We start from the raw sequence: 25,757 nt of genomic DNA on the forward strand, positions 1-25,757 counted from the left end.
GAGATCGTAACTGATCTACGACATTGCGTGACCGCGCACCGGCCCATGCTTTGCCGGAATCGAACGTACGTCGACGCTCCGTCACCGCACGCAGGTCGGCAGCACACTGGTCAGCCAGTTGCTGCCGTACCGGCCGCTTCCGTGACGAGCGGGTTGTCCAGCGTGCCCACGTACTGCAGCGACCCGGCGATGTCCGTCAGGTCCACCATCTGCTGGTTGTTCTTCAGTTGCAGCCGGTTCAAGCACGACAACGCGAACGACGGCGCGAACAGGTCGTACTTCGCGAACGCCGAGGCCAGCTCCGGTGTCGCGGCCTGGTAGTCCCGCACCGCGTCGCCGACCACCGACCAGAACTCGGCCGGCGTCAGCAGCCCCTCCCGATCCAACAGCGGCGAGAGGAAGCGGAAGATGCTGTCGAAGACGTCGGTGAAGACGCACAGCAGCTTCTCGTCGTCCGGTACGTCGGCCCGGACCCGCTCGGCCTCCGGTGGCACCGGCGTCTCCGGGTTCATCACCGCGATCTCCTCGGCGATGTCCTTCATGATCACCCGCGTCGGTACGGCGTCCCGCAGTACCAGGATCAGGTTCTCGCCGTGCGGCATGTAGGCCAGCTCGTAGGCGTAGAAGCAGTGCAGCACCGGGATCAGGTACGCGTCGACGTATGAACGCAACCACTGCGCCGGCTCGAGCCCCGAGGCGCGGATCAACGCCGAGGCCAGCGACGAGCCGTGCCGATCGACGTGCAGCAGACTCGCCATCGTCGCGAGCCGCTCACCCGAGGACAGGCCCGGCACCGGGCTCTCCCGCCACAGAGCCGACAGCATCTTCCGGTACGGCGACGTCTTCTCCGTCGCGGCCTCGTAGTACCGATTATGGTAGCCGGCGGCTGCGATCTCCCGCAGTACCGAGAACCCGTACCGCTTCAGTACGACGTCGTTCTCGACCAGGCCGTACACCCAGTCGTTGATCGCCGGCGTCGCGGCCATGTACGTCGGCGACAGCCCGCGCATGAAGCCCATGTTCAGCACCGACAACGCCGTCTTGACGTAGTTGCGGGCCGGGTCGGACAGGTTGAAGAACGTCCGGATCGACTGCTGCGGCTGGTAGTCGTCGTCACTCGACCCGACATGGATGATGTGCCGCTGCGCGATGTCGGCCGCGAACGTGATCGACGTCTTGTTCTCCCACTGCCACGGATGCACCGGCAGGTAGACGTAGTCGTCCGGATCGGCGCCTACGGCAACGATCTCCGCGGCGAACCGGCGCAGTACGTCGTCGCCCAGCTCGGCCCGCAGCAGTTCGTCGTACGTGATCGTCGTACTGTGCGAGATCGTCGCCCGGTCCCTGCGGGCAGCGATCCAGGTCAGCCGGACCGGTTGTCCGGTCTCCGGTGCGAAGACGCGGTAGTCGGTGACGCCGAAGCCGAGCCGGCCGTTGTTCGCGACGAAGCACGGGTGCCCCTCGGTCATCGCGGACTCGATGGTCTGGAAGTCGGCGGTCACCAGGTCGGCCGCGGTCAGATCGGGTTTGGAGAGTTTGTACGCCGCACTGGCGAGTGTGCTGCTGATCTCCTCGAGGTACACCGGCAGCATCTCGGCGCCGATGCCGAGCTGCTGGTGGAACTCGGTGATGAAGTCGAGCGCGTCCACCGGTCGATCGCCGTCGCGCCGGATGCTGGCGGCGTCGATCTCCCAGTGGTTCAACGGGTACAGCCGGGCGGTGAACGTGTACCGGCTGGTCCCACTGGCCACCTCGTAACCGTTGTCAGTGGCAACCGGTTCGAGGATGCGCTCGTGGCTGAACTCGGCCAGCGCCTTGCGGACCAGCGCGCGGTTGGCGACGGCCCAGGCTTCCGGGTTGAGGTGATCGGTCGTCATGTCAGCCCGCCTCGTTCATCCGCGTCGCCTCGGCGTACTGGTCGCGGGTGCAGAAGCTCAGCCAGGCCTGCTTGTCCGGCAGGTCCACGACGCTGTGCTTGCGGAACCCCATCCGCTCGTTCAGCGCCTGGATCTTGGTGTTGCGGACGTCCGGCTCGACCACGACCCGGTCGACCAGCGGGTCGCTGAACAGACTGTCCAGGATCGTCTCGAAGATCGCGCCGGTGAACCCCGGGATCCGGACCTGCGGCGGTGCGACCAGCACGTGCATGCCGATGTCGCCCGGCGCGACGTCGTACGTCGTACCGACGGCGTCGTCCGCCGGTTCGTAGCGCTCCATCAGGAATGCGGGCCGGCCGTCGTGCTCGCCGAGGAAGGCGCGGTGGTGTCCGCTGTTCTCGATCCGGAGGTACTCCGCGTGGACGTCCTCGACGGAGGCGTTCAGCAGGCCCCAGTACCGCGCGTAGGGCTGGGTGACCCAGCCGTGCAGGGTGGTCACGTCCTTGGTCAGGTCGAACGGCCGGAGGCTGAGGGCGCCGATCCCGGCGAAGAAGCGCCGGTAGATCGGCTCGGGCAGTGCTCTGGTCATGGCGGTCTGCTTTCGAGGTGGGCGAACCTGTTAGCTAAGCCTTACCTTACTAGATAGCCAACCCGGCAGCGACAGGGGTCCGTATCCCGGCGGATGCGGCAGGTAAGGCGCGCGGCTGATGTGCGGTGAACTCATGCTTGCCTACGTTGGAGGCATGTTGATCGCCGAAGACCTGTTGCTGCTGCTGTACGACGACGAGCGCGGGAAGCCGATCACCGGCGCGCCAGGCCTGGACTACGCGCTGGCCGGAGCAGTGCTGATCGAGCTGAGCGTGCTCGGGAAGCTGGGCATCGCCGGTGAGGGTGAGGAGGTCAAGCACGGTCGCCTGAAGGTGCTGGACGCCAGTCCGACGGGTGACGCCATCCTGGACGAGCGTCTGGCCTATATAGCAGGCAAGCCAGGTAAGCGGCCCACGGACCAGATCGTCAGGCTCTCGAAGAAGCTGCGCGACCAACTGCTCGCCAGGCTCGCCGAGCGCGGTGTGCTGACGGCGGACGAGGGCAAAGTGCTCGGCATCTTCCCGGCGACCCGCTGGCCGGCAGCGGACGCGCGCCACGAGGCGGAGGTGCGGTCCGCGTTGGCGAGCGTGCTGAACGTCGGTACAACGCCGGATCAGCGGACCAGTGCGCTGATCGCATTGCTGAGCGCGCTGAACGTCGTACCGAAGGTCGTCACCGACGCAGTCGACAAGAAGGCGCTCAAGCGGCGGGCCAAGGAGATTGCCGAGTCGGACTGGGCGGCGGACGCGGTGAAGAAGGCCGTCGCCGAGATGCAGGCCGCGGTCACTACGGCGGTCGTCGTGTCGGCCGCTGCGACGTCGTCCGCAGGCTCGTGAGTGCGAGGAACCGCCGTCGAGTTGGTGCTCGACGACGGTTCCGAGAGGCGCTACCTGCGCAGGCGCGACGGGCTGGTCCAGCTGCTTCAGCGCCTGCTGGGGGACGGTTGACTCACTCCGCCTGACAGTTCGTCGTGCAGAGCTTGTCGGTGAGCGTCAGGTGGGCACCGGGTTCGTCCGTGTCGACCTCGGCTGAATAGTCGACCAGCCAGTCGCCTGAGGTCAGTTGGGCTGTCGTCTTGCCCTTCTGCTGGCCGAACCAGTCGGCGATCTCCTTGCCCTGGTTGATGTGGGCGATCTCCAGTGCCTGTGGCAACACCTTGGCGATCTCGGCCGACGCGGTCTCCACCGCACCGGCCGAGTGCAGCGACACCACCGGCGGCCGCGGGTGGTCTCCGGTGAGTACCCAGACCGACGCGGCTCCCGACGTGCAGATGGCGTACGCACCGTCGTTGCTGCACTTGTAGCCGGCACTGGACAGTCCGGCGACCACCTGGGTCGCCTTGATCGGCGCCAACACGGTTGGTGCCGAACTGGTCGTCGTACTGCTCTCAGCCTGGTCAGGAGAGCTGGAGCAGCCGGTGAGGAGGGTCAGCACGGACAGGGCGGTGACTGTGCCTTTGTGGCGCTTCAGACCGCCACCTCGATCGCGGCGTCGAGGGCGATGGTGATCATCTCGGAGAAGGTCGTCTGCCGCTCCTCGGCGGTGGTCTCTTCCTTGGTGATCAGGTGGTCCGACACCGTCATGATGCCGAGCGCCCGGCGGCCGAACTTCGCCGCCAGCGTGTACAGCGCGGCAGCCTCCATCTCGATGCCCAGTACGCCGTACGCCGCGGTCTGCGCGACCAGATCGGGGCGGTCGTTGTAGAACAGGTCGCCGGAGAACACCTGGCCGACGTGCACGTTCAGCCCGGCCGCCTCAGCCGCGTCCACCGCGGCCCGCAGCAGCTGGTAGTCGGCCGTGGGGGCGTAGTCGATGCCGTGGAAGCGGAGCCGGTTCATCTGCGAGTCGGTGCTCGCGGACATCGCCACGATCACGTCGCGCACCCGGACCGCCTCGGTCAGCGCGCCGCAGGTACCGACCCGGATCAGGGTCTGTACGTCGTACTCCGCGAACAGCTCGTTCGCGTAGATGGAAGCGGACGGCTGGCCCATACCGGAGCCCTGGACGGAGATGCGCTCACCTTTGTAGGTGCCGGTGAATCCGAACATGTTCCGGATCTCGGTGTAGCAGATCACGTCGGACAGGTAGGTCTCGGCGATCCACTTGGCCCGCAGTGGGTCCCCGGGGAACAGCACCCGCGGTGCGATCTGCCCCTTCTCGGCGGCGATGTGAATACTCATGCGGGGATGCTCTCACGGTGCCGGGATATGTTGAGGTATGTGGCCTACTCCATCGCTCCAGGTTCCTTAGCCCTGTCCCGGTCCGTTCTGGACCGCGCTGCCGACCGCCGACGTGACGAGGAGTGGCTGGACAAGGCGTGGGCCGCGCCGGACACCCAGGTGGCCGTGGTGGCCGGTGACAAACTGCAGGTGACCGCCGAGCGCACCGCACTGAGGCTGGTGTCCCCGTCCGAAGCGCCGGACGGCGTGCGGGTGCTGCTAGGCATCGACCGCGAGTCGGGTGCGGGTCAAACGGCTGACGGTCGCGCTGTGTTCGCCGTACTCGTCGACACTGAGCCGGACGAGTCGTACGCCGGCCTCCGGGAGTTGGGCGCCGTACTGAACGACCGCGAGGCCGGTATGGCGGTCCACGTGGTCGGCCTGTCGAACTGGCACGGCATACACACGCACTGTGCGAACTGCGGCGAGCACACCGTAGTGATCGATGCCGGGCACGTCCGGCAGTGCCCGGCGTGCGGTCTGTCGCACTTCCCGCGGAGCGACCCGGCGATCATCGTGCTGGTCACGGACGACCAGGACCGTGCCCTGCTCGGCCGCAACGAGGCCTGGCCGGAGGGCCGCTACTCGACCCTGGCCGGCTTCGTCGAGCCGGGTGAGTCGCTCGAGGCTGCCGTACGCCGTGAGGTCCTCGAGGAGACCGGTGTGGTCGTGGGGGCGGAGGTCGAGTACGCCGGCAGCCAGCCGTGGCCGTTGCCGTCCAGCCTGATGCTCGGGTTCTACGCGAAGGCGGTGAGCACCGACATCGAGGTGGACGCCGACGAGATCGCCGAGGCCCGGTGGTTCACCAGGGAGGACCTGCGTGCGCTGGTCGACGCCGGCACGATGGCCCTCCCCGGCAACATCTCCATCTCCCGCCGCCTGATCGAAGGTTGGTACGGCGAGGAGCTCAGCGGTAGCTGGTGATCACCGGCCGACGTCGGACCGGGCGGCGGCGACGCGGATGAGGAGTCCTTCCCAGCGCTCCACCGTTCCGGCTCGCTCGAGTTCCTCGACCTTCTTGTCGACCGCATGGACATAGGCACCGTGGCTGGGCCAGTCCGCCTCGGCATCCGGCAGTACGTCGGTGAGCGTGCAGCCGTACTCGACATGCCGGTTCACCACGTGGCTGTTGATGTTCCCGGTCCACACCGTCGCCCGGAGGTCCGACTGCGGACACGGGTCGGCCGGTGGGGTGTATGAGGCCAGGTTGGTCGGGTTCGTCCAGCCGTCCGGTCGCAGCAGCGTGTAGTACGTGCCGTCCGGCGTCTGGGTGAGCCGGTTGAGGCCGTGGTCGCGCAGCATCGTTGACACCCCGCCGAGGCTGTCCACCACGAACAGTCGTCCTCCTGCCACGCCGTACAGGTAGCCGTCTCGCCACGACAGGGCGCCGTCGTTAGCTCCGGTCCGGCCGCTGAAGACCGGGATCTGGCGCAGTACGGCGCCTGTCGTCGGGTTGGCCACGAACACGATGCCGTCCGCCAGGCCCCACAGGTTGCCGTCCGGTCCGACGATCAGCTCGTTGATGCTGGCCGCGCCAGGCACGGGTACGACGTCGGCGAGCACAGCGCCGTTGGACGGGTCGACCTTGACGAGGTGGGCCTCTGTCGCGACCGGCTCAGTGCCTTGACCACCCTCGATGCTGGAGCCGGCCCACAGTCCAGCCCCGACGGGCAGCAGCGAGGAGATGGTCTGGTCGGGCACCAGGTTGCGGTAGACGGTGAAGGCTCCGGTGGGTACGTCGTACACCGTGAGAGCGCCGCCGTACTCGCCGTACGCGGGTGTGGTGCCTACATAGACGCTCTTGCCGGCCGGCACCACCGAGACAGGCCTGTTCTGGTGGTGGCTGTCGACGAGGCTGAAGAGCTCCTTCGGGTTCGTCGGGCTCGCGGGAGCATTCGGATCCCAGAGCGACAACCTGCCATACGGGTAGACCCCGACGTACAGCTTGCCGGTGTTGTCCCACGCCCAGCCTTCGACCTGGCCTTGCCGGGTGGTGACAGTCGACTTGCCGGTGGCTGGGTCGTAGATCGAGGTCGAGCCGTTGAGGAAGGCGTTGACGAAGACCTTGCCGGTCGCGGGGTCCGCGATGGTGTGCATGAGCGCCACCGGGACGTACTTGAACGGTGAGCTCCACTGCGCGAGCGTTTTGGCCTGCGGGTCGTAGCGGAAGGTTCCACCGGAGTAGTTGCCGGCCAGGCCGTACAGCACCTGCTGACCGTTGTCGGTGACCCAGCCGTACCCGATCGAGGCACCCCGCGTGAGCCGGACGGACGTGGAGGCGACCGTATTGGTGTCCAGGTCGTAGTGAATGAGATCCAGGGTGTTGTTGGTGAAGTACACGCCACCTGGACCGGCCGCGGACACGCCACGTGCAGCGATCGGGTAGTCCATCACCAGACTGCCCGTAGTGGCGTCGGTGAACTTGACCTGCTCACCGGTGACTGCGTCGACCACGACCAGTCGGCTACTGGCGTTGGCGAACACCCGGCCACCCGCGTAGTCGAGGTCGATGAAGTCCTTGGCGGTCGTGCCGGGTGGAGTGATGTCCTCGACCTCACGGGTCTCCACGTCGATGCGGAGCAGCCGCGCGTTGGGGGTGGAGATGCCGACGAACAGCTTGTTGTGGTCCGGGTCGTACACCGTCGACCGCGCGTACTGCTGCACCGGGTCGAGTGAGCCGTAGTCCGTGACCTCGCCGTTCGAGGGGTCGTACTTGAAGGCATGGGCGGTCGGGTACGTCCCGGCGTAGACGTTGCCGTTCTGGTCCGCGGTGAGGCCGTAGATCACGGCCTCGCCGGGAATCGGCTGGCCCAGGTCGGTGACGGTGCCCGTGCCCGGGTCGTAGCGGTACAGGTGCGCGTTCGGGTAGGTGCCGACGTACAGGCTGCCGTCGCTCGCCACTGTGATCGCCCACGCGCCGGCGGCGCCCTGGAGTGGGACTGTCCGCAGGAGCTGACGACTGTGCAGGTCGACGACGTTGAGAAGGGCGTTCTCACCGGCGGGTACGGCGTACACGACGTCGCGGCCGTCCGGCGTCCGGCCGACGGCGCCCTCCATCACGGTGAGCGAGCTGATCGGCGCACCGAGATCCCGGACCGGGTCCTCGGCGGCGATACCGATCCGGGCGTCGTCCGGCCTGATCGGGCCGGTCTCCGACGGGAAGGGATCGGGCCGCTTCGGATCCGGGGCCGCGGTGGCGGTCAGACCGCCGGTGGCCAGCAGACCGAGCGTGACGGCCAGGACGGCGGCGGCGCGGGACAAGACCTGAGAGAAAGGGCGGCGCGGAATCATGGGCGAGCTCCCTGCGGCGTGGTTCCCAGGAAGGTATAACGGTCATGACCGTAATGTCCATAACTCGCGGCCTATGAGTCTAGACCGGTTTTGGGCAGCACAAAACGGCGCCGGCCCTCGGGGCTCGGCGCCGTACGGGACGAGGGACTAGGCGGTGTCTGACGGTTCCCCGCCTACTGCGCGGCGCTGAACCGTCAGACACCGCCTAGGCGGCCAGCTTCTCGGCGACCTGGGCGAGGGACGGGTTGGTCATCGCGGTGCCGTCCGGGAAGACCACCGTCGGCACCGTCTGGTTGCCGTTGTTGAGCTTCTCGACCACCTTCGCGGCCTCCGGGACCTGCTCGATGTCGACCTCGGTGAACTCGATCCCGGCGCGCTTCAGCTGGCCCTTGAGGCGATGGCAGTAGCCACACCAAGGTGTCGAGTACATCGTGAAAGCCGCCATCGGCTTGACTCCTTCTGCAGTTGGGCGCGGTTTCTGTCCGGCCACCCGTCTAGGGTTGCTCTCGACGTATCCGAACCATGCCGCAGGTGGTGCTCTTCCCGAATGTCCCCGTCCGTGAGCGATCTCACACACCCCGCGTCCACGCTCTCGGCGGACGCGCTTCTGGAGGCGCTCGACCCTGAGCAGCGGGCGGTCGCGACCTCGCTGAACGGGCCGGTCGTGGTGATGGCCGGCGCGGGTACCGGCAAGACGCGGGCGATCACGCACCGGATCGCGTACGGCGTGCGGACCGCGACGTTCGACCCGCTGCGCGTGCTCGCGGTGACGTTCACCCAGCGGGCCGCGGGGGAGATGCGCGGCCGGCTCGCCCAGCTCGGCGTCGAGGGCGTGCAGGCGCGCACCTTCCACTCCGCCGCCCTCCGGCAGGCGAGGTGGTTCTGGCCCAAGGTGTACGGCGGGGAGCTGCCACCGATCGTGGACCGCAAGTTCCCGCTGCTGACCGAGGCGGCGTCGCGGTGCCGGGTCCGGGTGGACACGCCCGCGCTGCGCGACCTGGCCGGTGAGGTCGAGTGGGCGAAGGTGAGCAACGTCCGGCCGGACGACTATGCACGCTTGGCTCCTCGGTCGGGCCGGACGCTGGCGGCCTTCGACCCGGCCACGATCGCTCGCGTGTTCGCGGCGTACGAGGACGTGAAGCTCGAGCGTGGGCGGATCGACCTCGAGGACGTGCTGTTGTGTGCGGTCGCGTTGCTCGCCGAGGACGAGCGGGTGGCGGCCGAGATCCGGCGGCAGTACCGGACGTTCGTCGTCGACGAGTACCAGGACGTCAGCCCGCTGCAGCAGAGCCTGCTCGACCTGTGGCTCGGTGGCCGCGAGGACGTCTGCGTCGTCGGTGACCCGGCGCAGACCATCTACTCCTGGGCCGGCGCCGAGCCGGAGAACCTGGTTCGCTTCGCCTCCCGGCATCCGTCGGCGACGGTGATCAAGCTGGTGCGCGACTACCGGTCGACGCCACAGATCGTCGACGTCGCGAACAAGATCCTCGACGCGGCCGGTCCGTCAGGTCTGCCCGGCCGGGTGACGCTGCGGTCGCAGCGCGACGCCGGTCCGGCTCCGGTGTATCGCGAGTACTCCGACGAAGTCGCGGAGGCGGATGCGGTGGCGCGGGCGGTCGCGCGGCTGCAGGACGAGGGGACCGCGCTGCGGGACATCGCCGTACTGTTCCGGACGAACGCGCAGTCGGAGAACTTCGAGCAGGCGCTGGCCGAGCGGAAGATCCCGACCGTGCTGAAGGGCGCGGAGCGGTTCTTCGAGCGGGCCGAGATCAGGCAGGCCGCCGTACTGCTGCGGGGTCAGGCGAAGGCCGGGGACGTGTCCGACGATCTGGTCGAGGTGGTGACCGGCGTACTGGGCGGGGCAGGGTGGACACCGGAGCCGCCGACCGGGACCGGAGCGGTGCGGGATCGGTGGGAGTCGCTGAGCGCGCTGGTGACGATGACCTCGGACTTCGCCGCGGCGAACCCATCGGCGCGGTTGGCCGACCTGATGGCCGAGCTGGATCGGCGGGCGTCGATCCAGCATGCGCCGCTGGCCGAGGGCGTCACGCTCGCGACGCTGCACGCGGCCAAGGGGCTGGAGTGGGACTCCGTCTTCATCGTGGGCGCGCACGAGGGAACGCTGCCGATCAGCTACGCCCAGACGCCCGCGCAGGTGGAGGAGGAGCGGCGGCTGTTCTACGTCGGTGTGACGCGGGCGAAGCGGCAGCTCTTCATCAGCTGGTCCACCTCACGCTCCCCGGGCGGCCGTGGTCAGCGCGGCCCGACCCGCTTCCTCGACCCCATCGGCGTACGTACGCCGCGTCCCGCCGCCTCGGAGCCCGCCTCGGACCGAGCCGAGCGTTCGTCCCGGGCCGGCCGCCCCATCCCGAAGTGCCGAGTCTGCGGCCGCGGCCTCCTCGACCCCGGCGCCCGCAAACTCGGCCGCTGCGAGGACTGCCCGTCCTCCATCGACCAGGAGTTGTACGACGCCCTGATCGCCTGGCGCACCGAGCAGGCGGCGGCCGAACGCATGCCGGCCTTCGTCATCCTCACCGACGCGACCCTGACCGCGATCGCCGAGACCCGCCCCACCGACGAACAATCCCTCCGCCGAATCCCCGGCATCGGCCACACCAAGATCACCAAGTACGCCACCCCCATCCTGAACCTCTGCACCCGCTGACCCCCAACCGCACGCCGCGGCCCAGCCACCAGCTGCGGTGGCGGGCCACCAGCCACCTCCGCCAAGCCACCCAGCGACCTCAGTGGCGGGCCACCAGTCACAGGCAATAACGGCTGTTCTGCTCGTGGGGGTGGGTGGTGTTCCGTCGCTGTGTTGCGTGGGACCGGTGGTGGACTGGGGAGGGTTTTGCCCCGGATCGGGCGCAAAACTCTCCCCGGTCGGCAGGACCGGACCCGCTGGTTGTCGTCGCCCTCAACACCTGGCGCCGCGCACTGCTCGCCCTGCTTAGCCACGGACCCGCTCAGCCGCTCATCCGTCCGCCCGCTCACCCGCCGGGCTCAGGCAACAACCTGAGCTATCCACACGCGTCAGCGGCGGCAGCCGGCGTCCCGCCGTACGACTTGCCCGAAGAGGCAGCGTTCACGGCCGTACGAGGAAATCTGTTGCCAGGCACACGGTGCGGGGCGCATGGTTGAGGGCGTGCCGTGTTCTGCTCCTGGCAGACGTGGCATTTAGGTGACAGAGGCAACGATCCCGGAGCGTGCGGATGACGTCCCGGAGCGTGCTGACGGCGTCTGATTTTGCAGAGCAGGGCTGTCGTGGCAGCCAGTTCCGGCCACCGCGGCGGCAACTTCCGGCCAACTTCGCGAACTGGCGTTAAATAGTTTGCGGGCTCCGCGGGGGACGGCGTACTGTTCTTTCTGCGGTCGAAGCCTGGCCGAAAACTTCAAACCACCATAGCGATCGAGCTAACCGCCCGCTTCGCCACAACGAGAGGAGGTGCCCTGGAATGAACACCAACACGGTCAAGAAGCCGTTCAGCCTCGCTGCCGCGCTGCCGTGCGCCCTGATTCAGGGTGCCTCGCCGCGCCTGCACGGCGCGACCGTTGTGCTCATGGCTTCCGGCGCTGTCCAGTTCAAGGGCGGAGCTGTCGGCGATGTGAAGCACGGCGGTTCGGGTTCTCGAGCATGGAGTCCACCGGTCTGACAGACGTCAGAGCCGGCACCTCCAAGGCCGCGGAACCCGAAAAGGGTCCCGCGGCCCTTTTGTTTGTCCCTGATTTTGGCGGTCATCAACCGTTGACCGTCACCGACGACAAGAGATCAGCACCAAGTCACTGGGAGGTGACCGGAATGAGCGTGAGCTTCCTCGATGTCTTCACCGAGGTGGCCTCGTCGCAGGACCTGCCCTGTCGGTCCTACGCGCCAGAACTCTTCTTCGCCGAATCGCCGGCGGACGTCGAGTACGCCAAGTCTCTTTGCACCACTTGCCCGCTGAAGGCCGAGTGCCTGGCCGGAGCGCTCGAGCGTTCCGAGCCGTGGGGAGTGTGGGGCGGCGAGCTGTTCGTCCAGGGTGTGGTGGTTCCGCGCAAGCGGCCCCGTGGGCGTCCACGTAAGAGTGACACCGTGACCGCGGCCTGACGATCCAGATCCGAATCGAGACTCCAAGACCATGACGAACCAGATTTCACACCGGAGAACTGACATGCATTTACTTCACGAAGATCTCGCCCGTGCTCATTGTCGTTCCAAATTGAACGACGCAGAGCAGACCCGGCTCTTCCGCTTGGCTCAGCAGATCGAGCGGGCGCAGAAGCAGGCCGAGCGGGCCAGCCGGCGAGCGGAGAGGGCCAGCGCACGCGCGCGCCTCGCACTCGCCCGGTTGGTCTGATCCACCAAAACCAGGTCCGACCGGCCGGCCCACCCGGGCCGGCCCGGACCCCAGCCTGACCAGCTGAACTCCGGAGGGGCGGCACCCGACGTGCCGCCCCTCCGGCATGTCCACCACCACCCGACATGCGCCCGGCATGTCCGCTGGCACCCGACGTGCACACCCGGAGCTGCTGGCCGTTCGTGAGCGGTTGTCGCGCGAGCGGCTGAGTTACCGTCGCGGGTTGCTCGAGGACGCGCGGCTCAGGGCGTGAGCAGCGTCTGCTGGAGGCCGAGCAGCGTGATGCCGCTGACGATCTCGTGCCGCGTGATCATGCCGGGTACGTCGGCCAGCGGGATCCACTCGATCCGGTCCGACTCGTTGCGCTCGACCGGCGGACCGACGTACGACGCGGACGTCGTACGGAACACATGATGGGTCGAGTCGATGATGCCGGCGCCGGGCTGGGAGCGGATCAGCCCGGTCAGCGGGCCCGGCCGCCAGCCTGTCTCCTCCTCGACCTCGCGGGCCGCCGCTTCAGCCGGGGACTCGCCGGGCTCGACGATGCCCATCGGCAGCTCCCAGCCCCAGGTGTCGGTCAGGAAGCGGTGCCGCCACATCAGCAGCACGCACGCCGCCGCGTCGGTCACCACAGCCGCGGCCACGTCGCTCAGCCGGATCGCGTGGTAGTCGACCCGGCCGCCGTCCGGCTGCTCCACATCCAGCCGCCGTACGCTCAGCCACGGACTGGACCACGCCTCTTCCTCACCATGGATCCGCCACCGCATGCTGAGAGCCTAGAGCCGGGGTCACGGGGGTACCGGTCTGGGGGAGGTGCACACTGATGCGCGTGATCAGAGCTACCTGTTCGTTGTGTGGTCGGCAGGCGGAGACCGAGGAAGCGCCGCTGACCTGGTTGACCTCGGTGGAGAACGGCCGGACGCTGCTGTACTGCGACCGCTGCACTCGGGAGAACGTCCGCAACATCGAGGGGAAGCTGGACTCCGTCTACTGGTGAGAAACGGCGTCTACTACTGAAAAGAAGGCCGGACCGGATGTCGATCCGGCGGTGAGCCGTCCGACGCAGGAGTGAAGGCAGTTACTCCAGCGGAAGGACGGATCGATGACAGTCACCAAGAGCGCGGCCGCGACGACCACTCGTCGGCAGTGGATCGGGCTGGGCGTACTGTGCCTCGCCACGCTGCTCGTGGCGTTGGATCTGTTCGTGATGCTGCTGGCCGTGCCGGCGGTGACCGAGGCGCTCGGCGCGACCGGGAGCCAGCAGTTGTGGATCCTCGACGTGTACGGGTTCATGGTGGCCGGCCTCATGATCACCATGGGGAGCCTCGGGGACCGGATCGGCCGCCGCCGTCTGCTCCTGGCCGCTGCTGCCGTGTTCGGTGCGGCTTCGGTCGTCGCGGCGTACTCCACGAGTCCGGAGATGCTGATCGGAGCCCGGGCGGTGCTGGGGATCGCGGGGGCAGCGATCGCGCCGTGCACGCTATCACTGATCTCCACGCTGTTCCCGGACCCGCGGCAGCGGGCGTCTGCGCTGGGTGTGTGGGCCGGCTGCTTCACCGTCGGTGCGGTTGTCGGTCCGGTTGTCGGCGGTGTGCTGCTGGATCACTTCTGGTGGGGCTCGGCGTTCCTCATCGGCGTACCGGCGATGGCTGTGCTGCTGGCGGTCGGGCCCTTTCTGCTGCCGGAGTACCGCAACGAGGAGGCTGGGCGGATCGACGTACCCAGTGTGCTGCTGTCGCTGGCCGCGATCCTGCCGGCGATCCACGGGCTGAAGCACTCCGCCTCCCACGGCGTGAGTACGACGGCTGTCGGCGGACTACTCGTGGGTGCCGGGTTCGGTTGGGTCTTCGTACGGCGGCAGCGGCGGCTCGTGGACCCGCTGGTCGACGTACGGCTGTTCACTCGGCGGACCTTCACCGTGACGTTGGGCAGCATGATGATGTACTCGATGCTGTCGGGCGGTGTGATGGTGTTCGTCGCCCAGTACTTCCAGCTGGTGCAGGGCATGACCCCGCTGACCGCAGGCATCGCGCTGGTCCCGGGCATGATCACATCCACTGTGGCCTTCCAGTTGGCGCCGCAGCTGGCCCGCCGGATCCGTCCGGGCGTGCTGATTCCCGGTGGCATCGCGTTCACGGTTGTCGGAATGGCAGTGATGAGTCAGGCGACGTCTACCGTCGTACTGGTCATTGCCTTCGCAGTGGAGTGTGTGGGTGCCGCACCGCTGGTGACACTGGGCACGAATCTGGTGATTGGGTCCGTGCCGCCGGAAAAGGCTGGAGCGGCCGGTGCGCTCACTCAGACAGGCAACGAGTTCGGGTACTCGCTGGGCATCGCCGTACTGGGCAGTGTGGTCACCGCGACGTACCGCAGCCAGATGGACGGCCAGGGTGGTAGCTCACTGGCTGAGGCGCCGTCCGCCGTAATCGACGCAGCGCGTGACGCCTTCACCAGCGGGTTTCACGCGGCTGCTGGGATCACAGCGATCGCGCTAACAGTCGTGAGCATCCTGCTGGCCCGCACGCTCCGCTCTGAGCCCGCTCTAGGCGCGGGTGAAGCCCGGTAGGAACTCGTCCAGCACCGAGCTGAACGGCGCCTCGGCCTCGAGCTGCGAAAGTACGGCGACCCCGCCGATCCAGACGCGGTGGATGAGCAGGTAGGACGGCGGGAGGTTGAGCTTCAGCGCCAGCCCCGCGCTGGGGCTGCGGAAGTCACTGGTCCGGTTCGCCTGCGCTCGCATCCAGGCGCGGCTGAACTGGAACGTCTCCACCCGGGCCGGCTCCGCGAACGGCGCCAGATAGTCCATCAGCTGGTCCGGATCGATCTCCATCCGGGGCTTGATGAACCCCTCGGCCCGGAGCCCGTCGCGGACCGCGACCCCGTCGCCCTTGAGCGAGATGGTCAGCAGCCGCCCGATCGCGGGCGGCAGACCGTCCGGCAGCCGGGCGCAGAGGCCGAAGTCGACCACGCCGAGCCGGCCGTCCGCCATCACCCGGAAGTTGCCAGGATGCGGATCGGAGTGCAGCAGCCCGGCGAGCTTCGGCCCGCTGAACATGAACCGGACGTACTTCAGGCCGATCTCGTCGCGCTCCTGCTTGGTGCCGTCGGTGATGATCGACGACAGCGGCCGGCCCTCGATCCACTCCGACACGATGACACTCGGGGAGTGCTTGATGACCCGTGGGACGACGAACTCCGGGTGGTCCCTGAAGGCGTCGGCGTACTGCTGCTGGGCCTGCGCCTCGCGGTCGTAGTCGAGCTCCTCGCCGATCCGCTCCTGCAACTCGGCGACCAGCGGCTTCATGTCGAGGCCGGGGACCAGCGTGCCGAAGGTCCGCGCGAACCGGCCGAGCTGGCGCAGGTCGGCCCGCAGCGCCTCGGCGGCACCCGGGTACTGCAGCTTGACCGCGACCTCGCGGCCGTCCTTCAACGTGCCGCGGTGCACCTGGCCGATCGACGCGGCGGCCGCGGGCAGATCGTCGAACTCCTCGAACCGGTCCCGCCACCGCCGGCCCAGCTCCCGCGACAGGATCGTGTGCACGGTCGAGGCCGGCATCGGCGGGGCGGAGTCCTGCAGCTTGGTCAGCGTCGCCCGGTACGGCGCCGCGAGCTCCTCCGGCATCGCGGACTCCATCAGGCTGAGCATCTGCCCGAACTTCATCGCGCCGCCCTTGAGCTCACCGAGGACGGCGAACAACTGGTCGGCGGTCCGGCGCTGGAACTCGGCGATCACGGTCTCGGCCGGCGCACCGCCGATTCGCTTACCGAGCCCGACCGTCGCCCGGCCGGCGGCACCAAGCGGCAGGCTGGCGAGCTTCGCGGTCCGGCTCAGCGCCTTGCGGGGGAGGTCCGACACTCTCCCATTCTGTCGGGTCACCCAAGCCCGAGCCCGCCCGGGGCACCCGCAGGTCTCCCGGATACGTCGCCGAGCCGCTCACAGCCCACGCGGGACGACGAAGGGCGGTGGTGGACCCGGCTGGGTCCACCACCGCCCCACGACTTTGGTGCGTCAGGCCTTGCCGAGGATCCGGTTCAGGTTCGTACCGCACTCGGGGCACTTGGCCTTTGCCATGCGCGTGCCCTTGTCGTTGACCTTGACCTCGCCGTCGGCGGTGCGCTTGGCCTTGCACTTGACGCAGTAGAACTCGCCGCTCCAGGTCTCTGCCATGAGGGCCCTCTCCTTGCTCTGAATACCAGCCCGGGGTTCGCACCCCAGGCAGTCGTGGATGCTAACGGCAGACCGTCCTGCCGTAGGCCGTTCGGCCCAGTCGGGATTCACCCTACGGCAGCCAGGCGCACGCTCAAGCGCACCTCCCGGCCCGCGTGCCGCTCGGACGACCCAGGGAAAGCCTTTTTCGAGCCGCCCGGCAGCACAGAGCAGGCTCCCGGGTGTCCGCCTTCGGAACCGCTCGGCTTCCCCTCCGAACGGCCCCGGAGACGGTCCGGGAGCCTGCTGACCTCGACGCTAGGAGGCTCGCCGGGCACGCGCAAGGGCATGTTGTCCACCCCTGTGGATAACCCTGTGTGCAACCTGTGGGGCTCGCCGCCGGGCGCTGTGGATGGATGGGGGAACGGGATGTGAACAACCGGAGTCGGCCGGCCCAAGATCAGGCGGCTGACCTGCGTAAACGTCGATCCACAGGATGTGGACGCAAGAAAGTTGTCGGATTCGGGGGGTACATTTCTGACCCATGGCCGACTCTCCACCGCGCCCGATCCCGCCGTATGTGGATATCCGCCGCAGCAAGCGGCGCAAGCGGACCGTCAGCGCCTACCGGGACGGGGAGCGGGTCGTCGTCCTGATGCCCGACCGGCTGTCCGCCGCGGAGGAGGCGCGCTGGGTCGAGACCATGCTGGCGCGACTCGACAAGCAGCGCAGCCGATCTCGCGTGTCGGACGAAAAATTGTTGGCCAGAGCACACGAACTCGCGTGTCGCCACCTGCCAGAAGTGCCCGAACCTGCGTCAGTCAGGTGGGTTTCGAACCAAAACAGACGGTGGGGCTCCTGCACTCCGGCGGACCGCTCGATCCGGCTGTCCACCCGATTGCAGTCGATGCCGGGCTGGGTCGTCGACTATGTGCTGATCCACGAGCTGGCCCATCTGATCGAGCCGTCCCACAACGCCGCCTTCTGGGCCCTGGTCCACCGCTACCCCAAGGCCGAACGCGCCGAAGGCTATCTGGAGGGCATCTCGGCCGCCTCCAGCCTCAACCTCGAGGACTTCTGACCCCACTCCGCCACCACTGAAGCCACCGTGCCGGCGGCAGTGAAGGCACCGTGCCGGCGGCAGTGAAGCCACCGTGCCGGCGGCCATCGAGTGTGATGTCCGTGCTGTCGGCAAGCGCATTCCAATGACCAACTTCCTTCACTCGGGACCTCGCGGTCTGCACCCTCCCGGTCACGCTGCGGCAGCGGCCCCGGCCGCACCCCGGGAAGGTGTGGAAAGCCGCAGGGGAGGGGTGGGGTTTTCCTCAGGGTGAACTCGGTGGCTTCCTGCATGGTGGTGACCACCCTCCTGCGACCAGGCTTTTGACCCGTAGCCAGTGCCGCGCCAGGCAGCGCTGGGTGTGGGGCGCCAGAGGGGGCGCAGAGGGGTAGGGAAGGTATGGCCAGGGGACAGATCACGGTGCGGATGGCGCGATGGAGTGCCACCCATCCGTGGCGAGCGATCGCGATGTGGGTGGTCGTCGTGATCGCCTGTTTCGCACTCGGCTCCGTGACCGGCACGAAGGAGTCCGACGGGGACGGCGACATCGGCGAGGTGACCCGGGCGGACAACATCGTCAAGTCCGGCAACTTCGCCGACCCGGACGTGGAGAGGGTGCTGATCACATCGCCGTCCGGGGCGCTCGACCAGGCCGAGGCCAACAAGGCGGCCGGTGTGGTGATCCAGCGAATGCGCGCCCTCGGTGGGGTCGCGGAGGTCGCCCAGCCAATGCCCGCGCCGAACAAAGACGCCCTGATCGTCAGGGTCACCCTGAAGGACGGCACCGATGACAACCGCGTACAGCCGCTGCTCGACACCACAGCCCAGGTCCAGCAGCAGTATCCGAACCTCAGGATCGAGGAGGTCGGCGGCCTGTCCATCGGCAAGGCTCTGGACGAGACACTCGGCAAGGACTTCAAACGCGCGGAGATGTTCAGCCTGCCGGTGACCCTGGCGATCCTCTTGATCGCCTTCGGCGCACTGATCGCGGCCTCGGTCCCGCTGCTGCTCGCGCTGTCCGCCGTCGTCGCCGCGATCGGCCTGTCCGCCGCGGCATCACAGTTCGTCCCCGCGGTCGACGCGGTGAACAGCGTCATCCTGCTGATCGGTATGGCGGTCGGCGTCGACTACTCGCTCTTCTACCTGCGCCGTGAACGTGAGGAACGCGCCAAGGGCCGCGGTCACGTCGACGCGGTCGAGATCGCCGCGGCCACGTCGGGTCACGCCGTGGTCGTCTCCGGTACGGCGGTGATCATCTCGATGGCCGGGTTGTTCCTGGCCCGGGACGCGGTGTTCTCGTCCTTCGCGGTCGGCCCGATCCTGGTCGTCGCGGTGGCCGTCGTCGGCTCGCTCACTGTGCTCCCCGCCGTACTGGCGAAGCTCGGTCGCTGGGTGGACCGGCCGCGGATCCCGTTCATCTGGCGGCTGACCGCGAGCAAGGCGCAGCCGCGGTTCTGGCCGGCTGTGCTGAAGCCGGCGCTCAAGCACCCGATCGCCACCCTGCTGGTCTCCGTCACCGCGCTGCTCGCGGTCGCCGCGCCCGCGCTGGGGATGACGCTGAAGTTCCCGGGCACCGAGGACCTCCCGCGCGACACCGCGGTGATGAAGGCGTACGACCGGCTCACCGCGGCCTTCCCGAGTACGGGCACCAGCCACGAGGTCGCCGTACGCGCGCCGGCCAACCAGCAGCCGGCGGTGAAGGCCGCGCTGGCCGACCTGGTCCAGCGGACGCAGAGCGACAAGCTGTTCGCACAGGACGGGCTGGAGGAGCCGCGCGTCTCCAAGGACGGCACGGTCACCGTGCTCGAGGTCGCCACGCCGTACGAGGGTGGTAGCCAGGAGGCCCGCGACTCACTGACCAAGCTCCGCACGGAGCTGATGCCGGAGACCGTCGGCAAGGTGCCAGGAGTCGAGTACGCCGTCGGTGGCTTCGTGGCCGCGGACGTCGACTACGCGGCCCACACCAAGTCGAAGCTGCCGCTGGTGATCGGGTTCGTGCTGCTGCTGACGATGATCGTGATGATGGTGACGTTCCGGTCCGTGGTGGTCGCGCTCACCGCGATCTTCCTGAACGTGCTCAGCGCGGGAGCGGCGTACGGAGTGGTGACGGCGGTGTTCCAGAACACCTGGGCCGAAGGCATCCTCGACTTCCGCTCGAACGGTTCGGTGGTCTCGTGGTTGCCGCTGTTCCTCTTCGTGGTGCTGTTCGGTCTGTCGATGGACTACCACGTGTTCGTGGTCAGCCGGATCCGCGAGGCGGTGCTCCGCGGCGTACCGACGAAGCAAGCCGTTGCCGAAGGCATCACCGGCTCGGCGGGTGTGGTCACCAGCGCGGCCGCGGTCATGATCGGTGTCTTCGCGGTGTTCGCCACGCTGAGCACGCTGGACATGAAGCAGTTGGGCGTCGGCCTGGCCGTCGCGATCCTGATCGACGCGACGATCATCCGGGCGGTCGTGCTGCCGAGCATGATGATCCTGCTCGGCAACGCCAACTGGTGGGCCCCGAAGTGGCTCCGCGGCCGCCCCGCCAAGCACGCGGCCCCGGCCGCCCCGGTCGAGGAGGAGCGCGAGCTCACCCCGGTCGGCTGACAGATCCAGGACGACGCCAAGCGCTCCACCCGCGTCCGGGTGGAGCGCTCGGCCTTCCCGCCGCTCGGAACCTGCAATTAGCCAACCGATCTTGGTTCTCTGCACAAGGCAGTTGGGTGGAGGGGTGATGACGCGTGGATAGCGTGCGTGGTCCGGGGCGCGCAGATCTTGGAGAAGAGGACGGCAGGTGACAGTTGACATTCGCGCCGTCTGATGTGACCTTCTGTAAATAAGTAGTGACTGATAGCTGAGTGCGCGAGCCTTGATTGGTCGATACGCCTATCTCGTGCTGCACGACCCGTCGAGCAGCTACACCTGGGCCTGGCACTGGAGGGCCGCCGGTGATGAGAGATCGGCGCAACACGCGCACGCCGCGGCGCACAGCGTCCTTAATGTGGCGGATCCGGCGGACAGCGTGCCGGCGCCGAGGGGTATGCACCGGCCGAGCTGGTCAGACTGCTCGACTCCAAGCAGCGCCCACAGGCGCGGTGACCAGCGAGGGTGGAAGGACGACCATGACATCAGCGGCGGTACTCATCGCGGACGAATCGGCCCTGATCCGAGCCGTGGCTCGTGACATCCTCGAGGAGGAAGGATACCGGGTCGCCGAAGCCGGCGACGGCCTCACCGCGCTGGAGGCCTGCCGGCAAGAGCCTCCCGACGTCGTCCTGTTCGACATCGAGATGCCCGGCCTCGACGGGTACCAGGTGCTTGCCGAGCTCAACAGCAACGCCGAGCTCAAGCACATCCCGGTCGTGTTCCTCACCAGCCGCGCCAGCGTGGAGGATGTCATCGTCGCGGGACGGCGCGGGGGCGCCCATGACTACCTGAAGAAGCCGTTCGAACCCGCCGAACTGCTCGCCCGCGTCGGCTCGGCGATCCAGATCAAGAAGTTGCAGGACGAGCTCCGGCAGCGCAATGCCGACCTGGACCGGATGAGCCGCACCGACGAGCTCACCGGCCTGTACAATCGCCGGCATCTCGACGAAGAACTCGTCCGGCTGCACAGCGACGCCAGCCGTCACCACCAGCTCATCTCCCTGCTGCTTCTCGACATCGACCACTTCAAACGCATCAACGACGCCTACGGCGATCCGGCCGGTGACCAGGTACTGCGCACGTTCGCCGAACGTCTGCGCGCCGTGCTGCGGGCCGGCGACATCGCGGGGCGGTGGGCTGGCGAGAAGTTCCTGGTCGTCCTGCCACGCACCGATCTCGCCGGCGCGCGCGAGGTGGCCGAGCGGATTCGCTTCATCACGGCGTTCGACCCCGTGGTTGCCGATGGCAAGGAGATCAGCATGACGGTGAGTGGAGGCTGCGCGCTCGGTCCCGGTGAGTCGGTCGAGGCCGTCGTCAGCCTCGCCGACAGGTGCCTTTACGAGGCGAAGCAAGCCGGCCGGAACAGGGTCGTCATCGCAACCTTTCCATCGACCAGATAACCGACGCCGGCGTTCGACGAGTTGTCTGGCGCCCGCGGGAGAGGTAGTGGGTGCCGGGTCAGGTGGTGGGTACGTGTTGGCGGGCGCGGTGGGCGGCGGCTTTGACGCGGCTTTGGCACTGGGGTGAGCAGAAGCGGCGTTGGCCGTTGCGGGAGACGTCGACGAAGACGCGGTCGCAGTTGAGGGCCGCGCAGACGCCCAGGCGGCCGGCGAGGTCGCTACCGATTGCGATCGCGAGACCGGCCGCACAACCGGCGGCCCAGCCGTTGGCCAGTTCGTCGTTCGGTCCGTGGAAATGCAGACTCCAGGGCCGGTCCTTGCCGCGGTCCAGCTGGGGTCGCGCATTGGTGTCGACGAGCAGCGCGTTGACCTCCGTCGCGGCCCGGTCGAAGTCCCCCGCCTGAGCCGCTTCGAACACGATCCGCATCCGCCCCGCGAGCTCCGCGAGCCGCCGCGCATCACCCGCCGGTACGACGTCCTGCGGGTGCCCGATGGCAGCCAACGCGTCCGCGACAGCTCGAGTCTCATCAGCAGGCGCAGCGAACGCGGAGCCGCCGGAGTACCCGGGCGTCAACCGGTTCACGTACTCCACCGCAGCGGCCAGCACAGTCCGCGCATGACTATCAAATGACACTTGACCAGTCACAGATTCTCTCCGTACAGTCGACCAGGCGTGACTAACCATAACGCCTTAGACAGTCACGCAGGAGGAGGAGGCCCGGTGGGCACCACATCTCGCGTCGCGGCAGGACGTGGTCTGACTTCACCGTGGCGAGGGCTCGCCCCGGTGGTGTGGATCTTGGTGGTTGCCCGAGCGGTCAACCGGATCGGTGCGTTCACGCTTCCGTTTCTCGGAGTGGTACTCACCCTGGAGTTCGGGGCGTCGCTGAGTCAGACCGGGTTGATTCTGGCGCTGTTCGGGGCGGCGACGATTCCGTCGCGGTTGCTCGGCGGTCAGCTGGCCGATCGGCTCGGGCGGCGGCGCACGATCGTGCTCGGTCTGACCGGGTGTGCCGTCGCGCAGACCTGGATCGCCGTCTCCGCCCAGCTCTGGTCCGCGATCGTCGCGACTTTGCTGCTCGGCCTGGTCTTCGAGATCTACGAACCACCCAGCCAGGCGACGATCGCCGACGTGACCACGCCGGCCGATCGACCGGCGGCGTACGGGCTGCTCGGCGCCGCGATGGCTGCGGCCGGCGTGCTGGCCGGCCTCCTCGCAGCCGCTCTCAGTCACTGGGACTTGCGCTGGTTGTTCGCCGCCGACGCCGCCAGTTGCCTCGCCTGTGCGATCCTCGTCGCCCGCGCACTCCCAGCCGACGTACGCCCCGAGAAGGAGGCGAAGACAAGAGTCTGGCGCGACCGCCGGCTGCTGCTCCTGTTGGCCGGCGGCACAGTCTTCGCCACCCTCGCCATGCAGTTGGTGATCGGGCTACCGCTCAGCCTGCTCGAACAGGGACTGCCGAAGTCAGGCGCGGGTTTCGTCCTCGCTGTGTCCGCGGTCACCATGATCGTCGCCCAGCGGCTGCTCCGCGTGCAGCACCTCGATGATTTCCGGGCGATGACGATCGGCTACGTTCTGCTGGCCGCAGGCCTGGCAGTGACCGCGTGGGCGTCGAGCCTCACCGTGTTCCTCGCGGCCACAGTGCTCTGGAGCCTTGGCGAGATGTTCCTCCTGACCCGCTACCTCACCCTGGCTTCGGGTCTCGCACCGGACCACGCCCGGGGCCGCTACCTCGCCGTCTTCGGCCTCAGCTGGGGTATCGCCACCGCGATCGCCCCCCTGACCGTGACCCGGCTGCTCGAATCGGCAGGCCCCAAGGGTCTGTGGCTGACCAGTGCCGCGGTAGCTGTCGTACTGGCCGCGCTTCAAAAGTGGTTCAGGACGAGACTGGCTCCAGCCTGACCGTCAGGCCCTTGGCGACCGGGGTGTTGCTGCCCTTGGCCAGGTCGTCGGCGGACATCAGGACGTTCGTCTCCGGGTAGTACGCCGCCACGCATCCACGCGCGGTCGGGAACGAGACCAGCCGGAACCCCGACGCCCGTCGCTCGACACCCTCGAATTCGCTCACGATGTCGACGTACGCCCCATCCTTCAACCCCAGCTCGGCCAGGTCGTCGGGGTTCACGAAGACGACCTCGCGAGTCCCGTGCACGCCGCGGTAGCGATCCTCCAGCCCGTAGATCGTCGTGTTGAACTGGTCGTGGCTGCGCATCGTCTGCAACAGCAGCCGGCCCGGCGCGGTCGGCAGCCAACTCAGATCGTTCGCGGTGAACTGCGCCTTCGCGTCGGAGGTCCGGAACTCACGCCGATCCCGCGCCGCATGCGCCAGCAGGAACCCGCCCTGATGCGCCCGCAACCGCTCCTCGAAGTCCTCGTACCCGTCGGCGACCCGCCCGATCCGCTGCCGGACCAGGCTGTAGTCGTCGGCGAAGTCCGCCCACGGGATCTCTCCCACCGTCGGTACGACGCCCTGCGCCAGCCCGCAGATGATCCCGATCTCCGACTTCATCTCCGGCGCCGGCGGAATCAGGTTGCCGGTGGACAGGTGGACCGCGCCCTGCGAGTCCTCAACCGTCACCGACTGCGGACCCGCCGCGGTGTGGTCGTGATCGGTCCGCCCGAGAGTCGGCAGGATCAGCGCCTCGCGACCCGTGACGGTGTGAGACCGATTGAGCTTGGTCGCCACGTGCACGGTCAGATCGCACTGGCGCAACCCGCGATGCACGACCTCGGTGTCGGGCGTCGCGGAGGCGAAGTTCCCACCCATTGCCATGAACACCCGGACCGTCCCGTCCCGCAACCGCTTCACCGTCGCGGCCGCGTCGACACCGTGCTCGCGCGGCGACGTGAACGCGAACTCGTGGTCGAGCCGGTCCAGGAACGCGTCCGGCATCTTCTCCCAGATACCCATACTGCGGTCGCCCTGGACGTTCGAGTGGCCGCGCACCGGGCACGGACCGGCGCCGGGCTTGCCGATGTTTCCCTGCAGGAGCAGCACGTTGGCGATCTCGCTGATCGTCGCGACCGCCTCGCGGTGCTGGGTCAGCCCCATCGCCCAGCAGATCACCGTCGCCTTGGACTTGATGAATCGCTGGACGAACTCCTCGATCTCGGTACGGCGCAGTCCGGTGGCCAGCTCGACCGCCGCCCAGTCGAGCTCGGCGTTGTGCTTCGCGTAGAGCTCGAACCCGCTGGTGTGCGACTCGATGAACGACTTGTCCAGTACGGTCCCCGGGTTGTCCGCCTCCGCCGCGAGCAGAAGGTGGCCGACGGCAAGGAACAGCGCCTGGTCGCCGCCGATCCGGATCTGCAGGTGCTGGTCGGCCAGCGGCGTACCCTTGCCGACCCAGCCGCGCGCGCGTTGCGGGTTCTTGAAGTTCATCAGGCCCGGCTCGGGCAGCGGGTTGACCGAGACGATGTCGGCGCCGTTGCGCTTCGCGATCTCCAGGTGGCTGAGCATCCGGGGCGCGTTGGTGCCCGGGTTCTGGCCGACGACGACGATCAGCTCGGCCTGCTCCAGCATCTCCAGCGTGACCGCGCCCTTGCCGCTGCCGATCACCCGCGACAGCGCCGTACCCGAAGACTCGTGGCACATGTTCGAACAGTCGGGCAGGTTGTTCGTCCCGTAGGCACGGACGAAGAGCTGGTAGAGGAAGGCGGCCTCGTTGCTGGTCCGGCCCGAGGTGTAGAAGACGGCGTCGTTCGGGTCGTCGAGTGCCTTGAGATGCCGGGCGACGACCTGGAACGCCTCCTCCCAGCCGACCGGCTCGTAGTGGGTGGCGCCGGACCGGAGCAGCAGCGGCTCGGTGAGCCGGCCGAGCTTGCCGAGCTCGAACTCGGAGATCTGGTTCAGCTGGTCGATCGAGTGCGTGGCGAAGAAGTCCCGCGGCACCCGTTTGCGGGTGGCCTCCCAGGCGACCGCCTTGGCGCCGTTCTCGCAGAACTCGGCGGCATGCTTGCGCTTGTGGTCCGGATCCGGCCAGGCGCAGGACGGGCAGTCGAAGCCGCCGTCCTGGTTCATCTTCAGGAAGACCTTGCCGGTCCGGACCGGGCCCATCTCGCGAAAACCGAACTTGAACGACGAGAGCACCGCGGGGACGCCGGCGGCCTTCTTCTTCGGCTGCTCGATATCGACCATGTTTCAACCATAGTTCGAGGTATCAGCACAGGTGGCTTCAATAGATGTCTCTTGGGTGACAGGTTGCCGCG

At 68.0% G+C, this 25,757-nt stretch carries 23 protein-coding genes; 12 read left to right on the top strand and 11 right to left on the bottom strand.

The genetic code is table 11. The features are described 5' to 3' along the window. Positions 1 to 110 precede the first annotated feature (110 nt). A complete protein-coding gene (locus AB0F43_RS15575; protein ID WP_360475987.1) occupies positions 111 to 1,877 on the bottom strand; it encodes an IucA/IucC family siderophore biosynthesis protein in 1,767 nt (588 codons plus the stop codon). A gap of 1 nt (position 1,878) precedes the next feature. After that, positions 1,879 to 2,466, bottom strand: a complete 588-nt coding sequence (locus AB0F43_RS15580; protein WP_360475990.1) for a GNAT family N-acetyltransferase — start codon at positions 2,464 to 2,466, stop codon at positions 1,879 to 1,881. A gap of 154 nt (positions 2,467 to 2,620) precedes the next feature. On the opposite strand from AB0F43_RS15580, the gene AB0F43_RS15585 reads away from it, so the two are divergent. After that, the gene (locus tag AB0F43_RS15585) at positions 2,621 to 3,301 is read left to right on the top strand and encodes a GPP34 family phosphoprotein (RefSeq protein WP_360475993.1); all 681 of its coding nucleotides are present in this window, start codon (positions 2,621 to 2,623) and stop codon (positions 3,299 to 3,301) included. A gap of 112 nt (positions 3,302 to 3,413) precedes the next feature. Here AB0F43_RS15585 and AB0F43_RS15590 read toward each other — a convergent pair whose 3' ends face one another. Further along, positions 3,414 to 3,899 (bottom strand): hypothetical protein, encoded by a 486-nt coding sequence (locus tag AB0F43_RS15590; RefSeq protein WP_360475996.1) that lies wholly within the window; start codon positions 3,897 to 3,899, stop codon positions 3,414 to 3,416. A 32-nt stretch (positions 3,900 to 3,931) separates the two neighbouring features. Further along, complete coding sequence (gene deoD, locus AB0F43_RS15595) at positions 3,932 to 4,645, bottom strand: purine-nucleoside phosphorylase (RefSeq protein WP_360475999.1); 714 nt, start codon at positions 4,643 to 4,645, stop codon at positions 3,932 to 3,934. Between the two features lie 27 nt (positions 4,646 to 4,672). On the opposite strand from deoD, the gene nudC reads away from it, so the two are divergent. Continuing rightward, positions 4,673 to 5,608, top strand: coding sequence for an NAD(+) diphosphatase (gene nudC / locus AB0F43_RS15600; protein ID WP_360476002.1), 936 nt, complete (start codon positions 4,673 to 4,675; stop codon positions 5,606 to 5,608). Here the strand turns inward: nudC and AB0F43_RS15605 are convergent, their stop codons facing one another. Together AB0F43_RS15605 and AB0F43_RS15610 are read right to left on the bottom strand one after the other, a co-directional pair. Next, positions 5,609 to 7,975, bottom strand: a complete 2,367-nt coding sequence (locus AB0F43_RS15605) for a hypothetical protein (protein ID WP_360476005.1) — start codon at positions 7,973 to 7,975, stop codon at positions 5,609 to 5,611. Between the two features lie 205 nt (positions 7,976 to 8,180). Beyond that, positions 8,181 to 8,420, bottom strand: coding sequence for a mycoredoxin (locus AB0F43_RS15610; protein WP_360476007.1), 240 nt, complete (start codon positions 8,418 to 8,420; stop codon positions 8,181 to 8,183). Positions 8,421 to 8,522: 102 nt separating this feature from the next. On the opposite strand from AB0F43_RS15610, the gene AB0F43_RS15615 reads away from it, so the two are divergent. The 4 genes from AB0F43_RS15615 to AB0F43_RS15630 all read left to right on the top strand — a co-directional run bounded on the left by AB0F43_RS15615 (position 8,523) and on the right by AB0F43_RS15630 (position 12,312). Next, positions 8,523 to 10,640, top strand: a complete 2,118-nt coding sequence (locus tag AB0F43_RS15615; RefSeq protein WP_360476010.1) for an ATP-dependent DNA helicase UvrD2 — start codon at positions 8,523 to 8,525, stop codon at positions 10,638 to 10,640. A gap of 790 nt (positions 10,641 to 11,430) precedes the next feature. Continuing rightward, a complete protein-coding gene (locus tag AB0F43_RS15620) occupies positions 11,431 to 11,628 on the top strand; it encodes a hypothetical protein (RefSeq protein WP_360476013.1) in 198 nt (65 codons plus the stop codon). Between the two features lie 146 nt (positions 11,629 to 11,774). Continuing rightward, positions 11,775 to 12,062: a WhiB family transcriptional regulator gene (locus AB0F43_RS15625; RefSeq protein WP_132151798.1), complete on the top strand. Its 288-nt coding sequence runs from the start codon at positions 11,775 to 11,777 to the stop codon at positions 12,060 to 12,062. 112 nt (positions 12,063 to 12,174) lie between these two features. After that, positions 12,175 to 12,312, top strand: a complete 138-nt coding sequence (locus AB0F43_RS15630; protein ID WP_360476016.1) for a hypothetical protein — start codon at positions 12,175 to 12,177, stop codon at positions 12,310 to 12,312. 242 nt (positions 12,313 to 12,554) lie between these two features. On the opposite strand, the gene AB0F43_RS15635 is transcribed toward AB0F43_RS15630, so the two are convergent. Further along, on the bottom strand, positions 12,555 to 13,079 hold the full coding sequence (locus tag AB0F43_RS15635) for an NUDIX domain-containing protein (RefSeq protein ID WP_360476019.1): 525 nt from the start codon (positions 13,077 to 13,079) through the stop codon (positions 12,555 to 12,557). A 56-nt stretch (positions 13,080 to 13,135) separates the two neighbouring features. Here AB0F43_RS15635 and AB0F43_RS15640 point away from each other — a divergent pair, with 56 nt between their 5' ends. Together AB0F43_RS15640 and AB0F43_RS15645 are read left to right on the top strand one after the other, a co-directional pair. Further along, positions 13,136 to 13,309, top strand: coding sequence for a hypothetical protein (locus AB0F43_RS15640; RefSeq protein WP_360476022.1), 174 nt, complete (start codon positions 13,136 to 13,138; stop codon positions 13,307 to 13,309). A 105-nt stretch (positions 13,310 to 13,414) separates the two neighbouring features. Continuing rightward, positions 13,415 to 14,878 carry an MFS transporter gene (locus AB0F43_RS15645; RefSeq protein WP_360476024.1) on the top strand — a complete coding sequence of 488 codons (1,464 nt, stop codon included), beginning with the start codon at positions 13,415 to 13,417 and terminating at the stop codon, positions 14,876 to 14,878. On the opposite strand, the gene AB0F43_RS15650 is transcribed toward AB0F43_RS15645, so the two are convergent. Together AB0F43_RS15650 and AB0F43_RS15655 are read right to left on the bottom strand one after the other, a co-directional pair. Beyond that, complete coding sequence (locus AB0F43_RS15650; RefSeq protein ID WP_360476027.1) at positions 14,855 to 16,168, bottom strand: AarF/ABC1/UbiB kinase family protein; 1,314 nt, start codon at positions 16,166 to 16,168, stop codon at positions 14,855 to 14,857. The genes AB0F43_RS15645 and AB0F43_RS15650 overlap by 24 nt on opposite strands. 153 nt (positions 16,169 to 16,321) lie before the next feature. Continuing rightward, complete coding sequence (locus tag AB0F43_RS15655) at positions 16,322 to 16,480, bottom strand: DUF5679 domain-containing protein (protein WP_012922897.1); 159 nt, start codon at positions 16,478 to 16,480, stop codon at positions 16,322 to 16,324. Positions 16,481 to 17,003: 523 nt separating this feature from the next. Between AB0F43_RS15655 and AB0F43_RS15660 the strand changes: the two genes are divergently transcribed. The 3 genes from AB0F43_RS15660 to AB0F43_RS15670 all read left to right on the top strand — a co-directional run bounded on the left by AB0F43_RS15660 (position 17,004) and on the right by AB0F43_RS15670 (position 21,547). Beyond that, positions 17,004 to 17,540, top strand: coding sequence for a YgjP-like metallopeptidase domain-containing protein (locus tag AB0F43_RS15660; protein WP_360476030.1), 537 nt, complete (start codon positions 17,004 to 17,006; stop codon positions 17,538 to 17,540). A 378-nt stretch (positions 17,541 to 17,918) separates the two neighbouring features. Continuing rightward, the gene (locus AB0F43_RS15665; protein ID WP_360476033.1) at positions 17,919 to 20,108 is read left to right on the top strand and encodes an MMPL family transporter; all 2,190 of its coding nucleotides are present in this window, start codon (positions 17,919 to 17,921) and stop codon (positions 20,106 to 20,108) included. A gap of 515 nt (positions 20,109 to 20,623) precedes the next feature. Next, positions 20,624 to 21,547, top strand: coding sequence for a diguanylate cyclase (locus AB0F43_RS15670; protein ID WP_360476035.1), 924 nt, complete (start codon positions 20,624 to 20,626; stop codon positions 21,545 to 21,547). Positions 21,548 to 21,605: 58 nt separating this feature from the next. Here the strand turns inward: AB0F43_RS15670 and AB0F43_RS15675 are convergent, their stop codons facing one another. Continuing rightward, positions 21,606 to 22,181 (bottom strand): CGNR zinc finger domain-containing protein, encoded by a 576-nt coding sequence (locus AB0F43_RS15675; RefSeq protein ID WP_360476038.1) that lies wholly within the window; start codon positions 22,179 to 22,181, stop codon positions 21,606 to 21,608. A gap of 87 nt (positions 22,182 to 22,268) precedes the next feature. Here AB0F43_RS15675 and AB0F43_RS15680 point away from each other — a divergent pair, with 87 nt between their 5' ends. Beyond that, complete coding sequence (locus AB0F43_RS15680) at positions 22,269 to 23,450, top strand: MFS transporter (protein WP_360476041.1); 1,182 nt, start codon at positions 22,269 to 22,271, stop codon at positions 23,448 to 23,450. Here the strand turns inward: AB0F43_RS15680 and AB0F43_RS15685 are convergent. Continuing rightward, positions 23,425 to 25,686: an FdhF/YdeP family oxidoreductase gene (locus tag AB0F43_RS15685; RefSeq protein ID WP_360476044.1), complete on the bottom strand. Its 2,262-nt coding sequence runs from the start codon at positions 25,684 to 25,686 to the stop codon at positions 23,425 to 23,427. The two genes, AB0F43_RS15680 and AB0F43_RS15685, sit on opposite strands and share 26 nt — an antisense overlap. Between the last annotated feature and the right edge of the window lie 71 nt (positions 25,687 to 25,757).

Source organism: Kribbella sp. NPDC023972 (assembly GCF_040639075.1).
In the GTDB taxonomy this organism is placed as follows: domain Bacteria; phylum Actinomycetota; class Actinomycetes; order Propionibacteriales; family Kribbellaceae; genus Kribbella.

Coding starts and splice junctions, on each gene's coding strand:
- AB0F43_RS15575 (WP_360475987.1), bottom strand. CDS start 1,877: ATGACGACCGATCACCTCAACCCGGAAGCCTGGGCCGTCGCCAACCGC.
- AB0F43_RS15580 (WP_360475990.1), bottom strand. CDS start 2,466: ATGACCAGAGCACTGCCCGAGCCGATCTACCGGCGCTTCTTCGCCGGG.
- AB0F43_RS15585 (WP_360475993.1), top strand. CDS start 2,621: ATGTTGATCGCCGAAGACCTGTTGCTGCTGCTGTACGACGACGAGCGC.
- deoD (WP_360475999.1), bottom strand. CDS start 4,645: ATGAGTATTCACATCGCCGCCGAGAAGGGGCAGATCGCACCGCGGGTG.
- nudC (WP_360476002.1), top strand. CDS start 4,673: ATGTTGAGGTATGTGGCCTACTCCATCGCTCCAGGTTCCTTAGCCCTG.
- AB0F43_RS15605 (WP_360476005.1), bottom strand. CDS start 7,975: ATGATTCCGCGCCGCCCTTTCTCTCAGGTCTTGTCCCGCGCCGCCGCC.
- AB0F43_RS15610 (WP_360476007.1), bottom strand. CDS start 8,420: ATGGCGGCTTTCACGATGTACTCGACACCTTGGTGTGGCTACTGCCAT.
- AB0F43_RS15615 (WP_360476010.1), top strand. CDS start 8,523: ATGTCCCCGTCCGTGAGCGATCTCACACACCCCGCGTCCACGCTCTCG.
- AB0F43_RS15620 (WP_360476013.1), top strand. CDS start 11,431: ATGAACACCAACACGGTCAAGAAGCCGTTCAGCCTCGCTGCCGCGCTG.
- AB0F43_RS15625 (WP_132151798.1), top strand. CDS start 11,775: ATGAGCGTGAGCTTCCTCGATGTCTTCACCGAGGTGGCCTCGTCGCAG.
- AB0F43_RS15635 (WP_360476019.1), bottom strand. CDS start 13,079: ATGCGGTGGCGGATCCATGGTGAGGAAGAGGCGTGGTCCAGTCCGTGG.
- AB0F43_RS15640 (WP_360476022.1), top strand. CDS start 13,136: ATGCGCGTGATCAGAGCTACCTGTTCGTTGTGTGGTCGGCAGGCGGAG.
- AB0F43_RS15645 (WP_360476024.1), top strand. CDS start 13,415: ATGACAGTCACCAAGAGCGCGGCCGCGACGACCACTCGTCGGCAGTGG.
- AB0F43_RS15655 (WP_012922897.1), bottom strand. CDS start 16,480: ATGGCAGAGACCTGGAGCGGCGAGTTCTACTGCGTCAAGTGCAAGGCC.
- AB0F43_RS15660 (WP_360476030.1), top strand. CDS start 17,004: ATGGCCGACTCTCCACCGCGCCCGATCCCGCCGTATGTGGATATCCGC.
- AB0F43_RS15665 (WP_360476033.1), top strand. CDS start 17,919: ATGGCCAGGGGACAGATCACGGTGCGGATGGCGCGATGGAGTGCCACC.
- AB0F43_RS15670 (WP_360476035.1), top strand. CDS start 20,624: ATGACATCAGCGGCGGTACTCATCGCGGACGAATCGGCCCTGATCCGA.
- AB0F43_RS15685 (WP_360476044.1), bottom strand. CDS start 25,686: ATGGTCGATATCGAGCAGCCGAAGAAGAAGGCCGCCGGCGTCCCCGCG.